Genomic DNA, 8644 nt, shown 5'->3' on the forward strand with positions numbered 1-8644 from the left:
GTGATGTAGTGGACGTTGAGGTAGACGCGGGACAGGCCCACCCCAACGATGAGAAGGAGCGCCACCGTGGTCACGATCGCTCGCGCCCAGGCCCGATCCGACAACCTCCACGCGAGCACGATCATCATCCCGTAGAAGACCGTCGAAGCGAACGTGTGCCCACTCGGGAAGCTGTACCCCGTCGCGGCGATCACTTGCTCAATAGGCCTCGCGCGGGCGAACAGGGACTTCAGGCTCAGCACGACGATCCCGCCCAGGCCACTCGCGAACACGACCCGAAAGGCCGCCCAAAACTGCCGCCGGATCCCCAGCACGACGGCCGCGATCACGACGAAGGCGACGACGGTGTCGTTGTTGCCGAACCACGTCACCGCGAGTCCCAGGTCGGCACTGGCGCCGAAGGTCTCGAACAGGAGCCGGTGCGCGACTTGGTCGATTCGGAGCAAGTCCTGACGGTCGAATACGGTGTTCGCGACCAGGACGAACGCGCCCATCAAAAGGGCGATCGCCCCGAACGCAGCCGTCAGCCCCAGACCGTAGGGGATGCCGCGCTCGAGTCGGCGTCGGATGAAACGAGAAAGGTCGCTCATGGGACGAGCAAAGCGACGAGGGCCACCAGGCCTCCCAGGATCACGAGCCCGTTGAGCATCACGAACCCCAGTAGGCCGAGCATGAACGGCAGACTCGCCAACCGCAAAAAGCGGAGAGCGCCGACCGCCTTCAGCCAGCCGTCCTTCGACAGAAGCGCCAACCCTCGGGCGGCCCACAACGACGCGACCAGCCGCCCGATCCGGCTCCGGCGCGGCTTCACGACGCCGTCTTCCCGACTCGCCGCTGCGATCGCAGCGTCCCGGATCTCTCCGGGTAGCGAGACCAGGTCCGCGATGGTCCACCCGGCGACCGCGAGAGCTGCGGCGGGCGTCAACAAGATCAGTCCCAAGACCCACAGGGCTCCCGCCCCGACCTCGATGCGCTCCGCGGTCCCGACGGCCAGTACGATCAGCCCCGCCGCGACAGCGCTCACCAGCGCCAGTCGGTACGCCAGCCGGACGACGGCGTGGATGCCTGGAAGCACGCGCCCGAGGCGCGCCAAAGCGCCTTTCGAGGTCTCGGACGGCTCCGGAAGGTCCGCCGCTACGGGCGGCTCGAGGGCTTGGGTCGAATCCACGGTCGGTCGAGGGCGTTGTGAGCGTCCTACGCCCCATGCCCCATGTCGAGTTCGCCCGATCCGTACGCCGTCCTCGAGGACGCCACGACCATCGCCGTCGTCGGCTGCTCGCCCCGTGCGTTCCAGACGAGTCATCGGATCGCGCGGTACATCCAGCAGGTCGGGCTCACGATGATCCCCGTCAACCCACACCACGACGAGATCCTAGGCGTGACCGCCTACCCCGACTTGGTCTCGATTCCAGGCGACATCGAGGTCGACGTCGTGGACGTGTTTCGACGGCCGGAGTTCGTCGCGGACGTGGTGCGCGACGCCGCAGACCGGGCCGAGCGGACCGGGCGGGCTCCCGTGATCTGGACCCAGATCGGTGTCCATTCGGAAGAGGCCCAGCAGCTCGCCCTCGAGGCCGGCCTCCCGTACGTCGCGAACCGGTGCCTGATGGTGGACCACGGCGCTGTGCGGTAGCCGCATAAAGAAGCGGCGGGCGAGGCAATGCCCCACCCGCCGCTCACGCTGGTCCGTCGGGGGCGCCCTGAGCGGACACCCGGGCACGGTATCGAACGAGCGGACGTCTCAAAAGAGACGCCAAGGCGGTCGACCGGGCGGACCAGTGGCCATCACACGGCCTGCCGTGTGGGTGGATTCCCATATCCTTCTGATTATCCTTTTCTTGCAGCGTATCAGGCTTTCCCCCTAGCCAGCCATGGTAGTCCGCCGTGCCGGCCTTAGGCTACAGCCCCGCGGCGCCCTCGAAGCGCTGGACTTCACCCTCGAGGCGCCGGCGCATCCAAACGAGCCGGTCGTCGGGGTGGCGACGGCTCACATCGAGGACGGCGACGAAAAACCACCGCTGGTGCTGGGCACCGGCCGACAGCCCACGCCGGTTCGGCCCGTCACAGAAGATGTCGATCCCAGCCTCCAAGCTGGACGACATCGCGTAGGCGTTGTGAAGCTTGTCCGCGAGCGACACCGCCGCGGCCTCGACGGGGCCGGACGCCAAGCGCTCGAGATACGCCTCCTTCCGAGCACGCCACGGGAGCGGCACGCCCTCGAGGTCGGTCTTGGGTTCGCTCACAGCCTCCACGATGCGGACGACTCGCTCTCCGACGCGGGCCACGAGGGCGTCACGAGACAGCGACTCGCGGTGGCGGTTGCCGTCCTCGAGGGCGTCGTGCAGAAAGGCTGCGGCGACGGCGTGGTCGTTCCAACCGGCGCGCTGGACAGTGAGCGCGACCGTCGTGACGTGCGCCATCGTCGGGACGCGGCCGACGTCGTCGGTGTCGATGCAGGAGTCGGTCCAGCGGCCCTTACGGTACGTGCCGTCGTGCCACTCGGCGGCGGTCTCGATGGCGTGCTCGACGAGAGGTGAGAACAGATCGCTCATGTCCGAACCAGGTGGTGGACGCTGGCATCGAGCGGGACGGCGTCGACGAGCTCTCGGACGGCGGGGAGACCGTGCCGGGCGGCGACCTCGAGGGGGCCGAGCACGCGCTCTTGCGGGGCGCCGGGCCACAGCGCGGCCTGGGCGCGAGCCAGACGTGACCGGACGATGTCGTGGTTCCGTTTTTCGAGGCGGACCGTCGTCGTGGCAAGCCGCTCGAGAGCGTTCAGCGCCTTCGCGCGTGCTGCCGCCGCGGTCTGCTCGAGTCCAGCGTCGACGGCCTCGAGGGTCGGAGCGAGATCAGCGAACACGTCCTCGAGGGCGGAGCGCGCCGCGTCGAGCGCCGGTTCGACCTCGAGGTCGGACGCATCGAGAGCGAGCCGGCGCCACAAGGCGTGCAACGTCTCCTGCGTCGACGGGCCACCGAGATCCGCGACCTCGAGGGCGTAGCGGTCCAGGATCTTGGCGATGCCCGGCTCGATCACCGTCAGGCTGAGCCGGGGCTCGATGATCGGCATCGGCACGCCGAAGTGGTCGTAGACGTGGCCGAGCTGGGCGAAGTACGCGGCCTCGCCCGGACCGGCGACATAGGCGGCCGTCGGTAAGATGGTGTCCTGGAAGAGCGGGCGCAGGACCACGTTCGGGCTGATCGTCTCCGGCGCGTTCTCGATGCGGTCGAGCAGGTCCTGCTTCGTGAGACGCGTGTCGCGGCCTCGGAGCGCGAACCCGTCGCCCTCGAGGTCGACCGGCGTGCGGTGGCTGTCGCCCATGACGAACAGGTTGACCGGCGTCGGGTCGATCTGGGCGTGGAACCCGGCGTCGACGAGCGCGGCGCTCCACTGCTCGAGGAAGGTGAGCGTCCACTGATGCTCCTCGACCTCTTTGCGGAAGAGCGGGGCACCCAGCCGCTTGAGTCGCGCGTCGTCGGCCGAGACGATCACGATGTCGGGGACGAGCCGCCTCAGCAACAGCGCGAACGCGTCTCGCATCGTTCGGCCGGGCACGTAGGTCAATCGCGCGGCCTCCAAGGCGTCGTCGCGTTCGGGACCATCGGGGAGCGCGGCCTCGAGGTCGGACAGCGCCTGGGTTGTGGCTCCGTCCTCGAGGACGATCCGGCCGACGGCGCCGCGGTCGGTGTCGGGGTCGAGGCCGTCGTCGTAGGTCGCGGTGCGCACCTCCTCCCCGTCCGAGAAGCGAGCGCGGTGGATCTCCGCGAAGTCGTGGTCCTCGTCGGCCAACCAGAAGACCGGGACGACGGGCCGGCCGGTCTCGTCCTCGAGGCGGCGAGCGAGCCGGACGGTGGACTGCGCCTTGTAGACGGTGTAAAGCGGACCGGCGAACAGGCCGAGTTGCTGTCCTGTCACGACGACGACAGACTCAGGATCGCGAAGCCGCTCGACGGCCTCGAGGACGGCCTCGGAGCTTTCCCACGATCGGTTCTGCTCCGCGAGCACATCCGCGACGACGGCGCGCGTCTCGGCCGGCATCGACTCGGCCGCGATCGCGGCGGCCTTGGCTCGGTCCTCGGCGCTCCACGGCGAGCCGTGGTAGACGTGACGATGACCGAGTTTGAACGCGGCGGGGTCTCCGGCGGTGTAAACCTGGAACAGCGCGGAGGCGCCGAGCGCGGCGTGAGGGATCGCCTCGACAGCCGGGACCATCGTCACTCGCCGGACGCGGCCTCGACGCCGCGGCGGAAGGCGGTGAGCTTCTCGCCGAACGAGACCCACCAGCGCGACCCGTCCCACCGCGCCGTCGTCACGTTGACGGCGCCGACGTCACCTCCCAGGATCGAGAACGACGACCGCCCGACGACGTGGGCTAGCGAGTCCGACTCCATGACCGTCCCGATGACGGTGCCCTCGAGGGTGTCCAGGGCCTCGTTGAACTCACCGTCCATCACGCTCTCGATAAACCCGGCGACCGTCTTGGACGGGGTCTGCCCCTTGGGGATGTCGAACACGCCGAACTCCCCCATCTGCTCGTTGAACCTCGCCAACAGGCCCGCAAACTCCTCGACCTCGTCCGGTTCAATCCGCTCGATGGCGCCCGTCAAGTCACCTTGCGCGTAGTCCTCGATGTAGGCCTGGACAGCGGCCTCCGCGCCGTCGACGCCGGGCGTCGTGACGTCTTGGGCCAGGGCGGAGCCCGCGAGCGCGACGGCCAAGAGGAGTGCGCGCACTAGTTCTCCTCCTTCATGCGGTTGATCTCGTCGCGGAGCCGAGCGGCCGTCTCATAGTCCTCGGCCGCGATGGCCTTCTCGAGGTCGCCCTCCATCCGGTCCAGGCGCGACACCGCGGACACGGCCTCTCGCTCGACGGGCTCGGCACCGGGCTCGTCGTCCTCGAGGTCGGCGTCGTCGGCGGGGATGCCGGCCTCGTCGAGGACGGTCGAGGCCACGAAGAGCGGGGCGTCGGTGCGGACGGCCAGCGCGACGGCGTCCGACGGGCGGGCGTCGAGCGTGGCCTCTTCTTCCTTGTGGACGTAGCGGACCTTGGCGAAGAACGTGCCCTCGCGCAAGTCGTCGATCACGACGTCCGTGACCTCGGCTCCCAACGTGTCGAACAGCGACCGGAGCAGGTCGTGGGTCATCGGCCGCGGCGGCTGGATCTTCTCGAGCTCGAGCGCGATGGCCTGAGCCTCGAACGCGCCGATGATGATCGGGAGACGGCGGTTGCCACCGACCTCGCCCAGAACGAGCGCGTAGGCGCCTCCAGACGAGGGGCTCGTGGAGAGCCCGATGATGTCGACCTGGATAAAGTCCATGACGCGAGAGAGACCAGACGGAAGAGGCCCGAAGGTACGGACCGAGAGAATCGATTTAGAGCCGGAGCCGCCAACGGCACGAAGCCACCGAGGGTCCCAGATTCGTCTCGGCCTCGAGGACGAGCGGGTTAAATCAGGACAAGGAGGATGGGGCAAGCAGCAAGGGATCACGGAGGACGCCCCTTTCCTCTTCACCCACGCCCTTACTTGAGCCGGACCAAGGCGACAGACTTTTTGCCCTTCCTCAGCACGACCACGCGGCCGTCGATGGCGTCCTTGACGGTGAGCGACCGACCGATGTCGGCCACCTTCTCGTCTCCGACCCGGACGCCGCCGCCCTGGACGGCGCGCTTGGCATCGCCCTTCGAGGACGCGAGCCCGGCCTCGACGAGCAGGTCGGTCACGCCGACTCCGTCGCCCGAAAACCTCGAGGACTCGACCTCGATGGACGGCGCTTCTTCGAACACCTCGTCGAGGGCGGACGCGTCGAGGGCGGACAGGTCGCCGCCGAACAACGCTCGGCCCGCGCGCTCGGCGGCCTCGGTCGCGTCGGCGCCGTGGACCAGCGTCGTGACGACTTGCGCAAGGGCGCGCTGGGGAATGCGAGCACCGGGCCGTTTCTCGCCCTCGAGGACGAGGCCGGACACCTCCTGCTGCTCCATCGAGGTGAACCACTTGAGGTAGTTCTCGACGTCGCGGTCGTCGGTGCCGAGCCAGAACTGGTAGAACCGGTACGGCGACGTGCGCTCGGCGTCGAGCCAGACGGTGCCCGACTCGGTCTTTCCAAACTTGGTGCCGGACGCGTTCGTCACCAACGGCTGGACCAGCCCGTGCGCCTTCCCTCCCATCCGGCGCACCAGGTCGGTGCCAGCCGTGATGTTCCCCCACTGGTCCGACCCGCCGATCTGGACCGTGCAGCCGTGGTTCTCGTGGAGGTAGAGGAAGTCGTACGCCTGGAGAAGCTGGTAGCTGAACTCCGTAAACGATAGTCCCACTTCACTCTCCAGCCTGCGCTTGACGGACTCGCGAGCCGTCATCTGCTGCACCGTGAAGTGCTTCCCGACGTCGCGCAGGAAGTCGGTGAGCGAGATCTGGGTGAGCCAGTCGGCGTTGTTCGCCATCTGGGCGGCGTTCTCGCCTTGGAAGTCGAGGAACTTCTCGAGCTGCGCGCGGATGCCCTGGGCGTTGGCCCGCACCTGGTCGTCGGTCAACAGCTGACGCTCGGCCTTCTTCCCGGACGGGTCCCCGATCAGCCCCGTCCCGCCGCCGACGAGGGCGACCGGTTTGTGGCCGTGCTGCTGGAACCGCCGCAGCGCCATGATCTGCAAGAACGAGCCGACGTGCAGGCTGTCCGCCGTCGGGTCGAAGCCGATGTAGGCCGTGCGCGATCCGCCCTCGAGGTGGTCTTTGAGATCGGGCGTCTCGTCGTAGATCAGTCCTCGCCAGCGGAGGTCTTCGAGAAAGGTCATGGTCGTTGAGAAGGGTCAGGTCGAGGCCACGTCCTCGAGGACGGACGTCAACGCGGAAGGCGCGATCTTGAGGTCAGGGCATCAGCCTCGAGGGCGGGTCAGGACGCTGCGACCTCGAGGCCGAGGATGGCGGCGAAGGCGTCCCGGGTGATGCGGTTCTCGTCGGGCGAGCCGATCGAGACGCGGAGCCAACCTGGGCGGTCGTCGGTCGGGGCGAGCGCGGGGTAACCGGTCACGTCGCGGATCAGGACGCCGCGCTCGGCCATCGCGGCACGGAGTTCGGTGTGGTCCAGCGGCGTGCGGACCAGGAAGAAGTTGGCGGCGCCCGGCAGTACCTCAACGCCCTCGAGGTCGGACAGCCACGCCTCGAGCGACTCGCGCTCGGCCTTGAGCTCGGCGACACGGTCAGCGACCAGTTCCGGCCGCGCCAGAATCTCCAGGCCGATGGCCTCCCCCAGACGTCCGACTAAAAACGGCAGCCGGGACTTCTCGATCTCCTGAATCATCTCGGGCTGCCCCATCAAGACACCCAGACGCACGCCAGCCAGGCCGAACGCTTTCGAGAACGTGCGCATGACCAACACGTTCGGGTGCGACATGACCAGGTCCGTGGCCGTCGGGCCATCCAAAAACTCGTGGTACGCCTCGTCGATCACGAGCACGCCGGGGATCCCTTCTGCGATCCGCTCCAACTCGGCGTGCTCGATGGTCTGGCCCGTCGGATTGTTGGGCGTGGTGACGATCGTGAGCGGGGCGCCCGAGCGGCGGGCGGCGCTCAGGATCTCGTCGGGGTCGTGGCGGAGATCGGGACCCGCCGCGACGTCGACGATCTTCGCCCCGTGCATCCGGGCGACGCTCGCGTAGAGCGCGAACATCGGGCTGGGGAGCACGACGGGCGTGTCGGCCTCGAGGAAGCACAGACCCAACGTATGGGACAACTCGTTCGAGCCTCGGCCGACGATCACGGACCCCGCCGGCAACCCCTCCTTCTTCTCGATGGCCTCGATAAGACGGTGCGGCCGGTCGTCGGGGTACCGGTTCCAGGGCGTCGCGGCGAACGCGTCGAGGGCGGCTCGCTTGATCTCGTCGGGGAGATCGTACGGGCTCTCGTTCTGGTCGACCTTAGCGTCGGCCTCGATGGTGGTCGGGACGCGGTAGGCGCGCTCGGCGCGGATCTCCGGGCGGACGAGGTGGGTGGGTACGGTCATGACAGGGAGTCGAGTCGGACGCGGACGGCGAGGGCGTGGGCGTCGAGGTGTTCGGCTTCCGCGAACCGGGCGACGGACTCGCCGGACTGGCGGAGGCGTTGGGCCGAGTAGCGCAAGACGGACTGGCGGCGCAGGAACGGCGTCACGCCCAACGCCGAGGCAAAGCGCGCGGTGCCGCCGGTGGGCAAGACGTGGTTGGGACCCGCGAAGTAGTCCCCGACCGGCTCCGGCGAGTGCGCGCCCAAGAAGACGGCGCCGGCATGGCGGATCCGGGACCACAGCGCGTCGGCGGCGTCCGACAAGATGACCAGGTGCTCCGGCGCGAGCTCGTCAACGCACGCGATGGCGTCGGCCATGGTGTCCGTCACGATCGCCGCGCCGTAGGCGGGCAGCGAGGTGCGCAGGATATCGGCGCGAGGCAGGGTTGGAACCAGACGTTCGACCTCGAGGGCGACCGCGTCGGCCAGCGCCCTCGAGGGCGTCACCAGGACGGCACTGGCGCGCTCGTCGTGCTCGGCCTGGGCCAGGAGGTCGGCGGCTGCAAAGGTCGGGTTCGCGTCGGCATCGGCCAGGACCACGACCTCGCTCGGCCCCGCGACCGAGTCGATGCCGACCTGCCCGACGACCAGCTTCTTCGCCGTCGCCACATAGG

At 68.6% G+C, this 8644-nt stretch carries 10 protein-coding genes; 1 reads left to right on the forward strand and 9 read right to left on the reverse strand.

Going from position 1 to position 8644, the window contains the following annotated elements:
- Positions 1-590 (reverse strand): phosphatase PAP2 family protein (locus tag WBA11_RS11265; protein ID WP_424520784.1); only part of this gene is annotated, 590 nt, incomplete at its 3' end.
- Positions 587-1168, reverse strand: a complete 582-nt coding sequence (locus WBA11_RS11270; protein WP_424520785.1) for a hypothetical protein — start codon at positions 1166-1168, stop codon at positions 587-589. The genes WBA11_RS11265 and WBA11_RS11270, both read right to left, overlap by 4 nt.
- Before the next feature lie 42 nt (positions 1169-1210).
- Here WBA11_RS11270 and WBA11_RS11275 point away from each other — a divergent pair, with 42 nt between their 5' ends.
- On the forward strand, positions 1211-1633 hold the full coding sequence (locus tag WBA11_RS11275) for a CoA-binding protein (protein WP_424520786.1): 423 nt from the start codon (positions 1211-1213) through the stop codon (positions 1631-1633).
- A 265-nt stretch (positions 1634-1898) separates the two neighbouring features.
- Here WBA11_RS11275 and WBA11_RS11280 read toward each other — a convergent pair whose 3' ends face one another.
- From WBA11_RS11280 to hisD, 7 genes are all read right to left on the reverse strand, one after another.
- A complete protein-coding gene (locus tag WBA11_RS11280) occupies positions 1899-2552 on the reverse strand; it encodes an HD domain-containing protein (protein ID WP_424520787.1) in 654 nt (217 codons plus the stop codon).
- On the reverse strand, positions 2549-4210 hold the full coding sequence (gene bshC, locus WBA11_RS11285; RefSeq protein ID WP_424520788.1) for a bacillithiol biosynthesis cysteine-adding enzyme BshC: 1662 nt from the start codon (positions 4208-4210) through the stop codon (positions 2549-2551). The genes WBA11_RS11280 and bshC overlap by 4 nt, the downstream gene beginning before the upstream one ends.
- 2 nt (positions 4211-4212) lie before the next feature.
- Positions 4213-4731 (reverse strand): hypothetical protein, encoded by a 519-nt coding sequence (locus tag WBA11_RS11290; RefSeq protein WP_424520789.1) that lies wholly within the window; start codon positions 4729-4731, stop codon positions 4213-4215.
- Positions 4731-5315, reverse strand: coding sequence for a bifunctional nuclease domain-containing protein (locus WBA11_RS11295; protein ID WP_424520790.1), 585 nt, complete (start codon positions 5313-5315; stop codon positions 4731-4733). The genes WBA11_RS11290 and WBA11_RS11295 overlap by 1 nt, the downstream gene beginning before the upstream one ends.
- Positions 5316-5518: 203 nt before the next feature.
- Positions 5519-6784 carry a tyrosine--tRNA ligase gene (tyrS, locus tag WBA11_RS11300; protein WP_424520791.1) on the reverse strand — a complete coding sequence of 422 codons (1266 nt, stop codon included), beginning with the start codon at positions 6782-6784 and terminating at the stop codon, positions 5519-5521.
- Between the two features lie 98 nt (positions 6785-6882).
- On the reverse strand, positions 6883-7992 hold the full coding sequence (locus WBA11_RS11305; protein ID WP_424520792.1) for a pyridoxal phosphate-dependent aminotransferase: 1110 nt from the start codon (positions 7990-7992) through the stop codon (positions 6883-6885).
- Positions 7989-8644: histidinol dehydrogenase (hisD, locus tag WBA11_RS11310; RefSeq protein ID WP_424520793.1), on the reverse strand; the 656-nt coding region annotated here is incomplete at its 5' end. The genes WBA11_RS11305 and hisD, both read right to left, overlap by 4 nt.

The organism is Rubrivirga sp. (assembly GCF_049648075.1).
Classification (GTDB): domain Bacteria; phylum Bacteroidota; class Rhodothermia; order Rhodothermales; family Rubricoccaceae; genus Rubrivirga.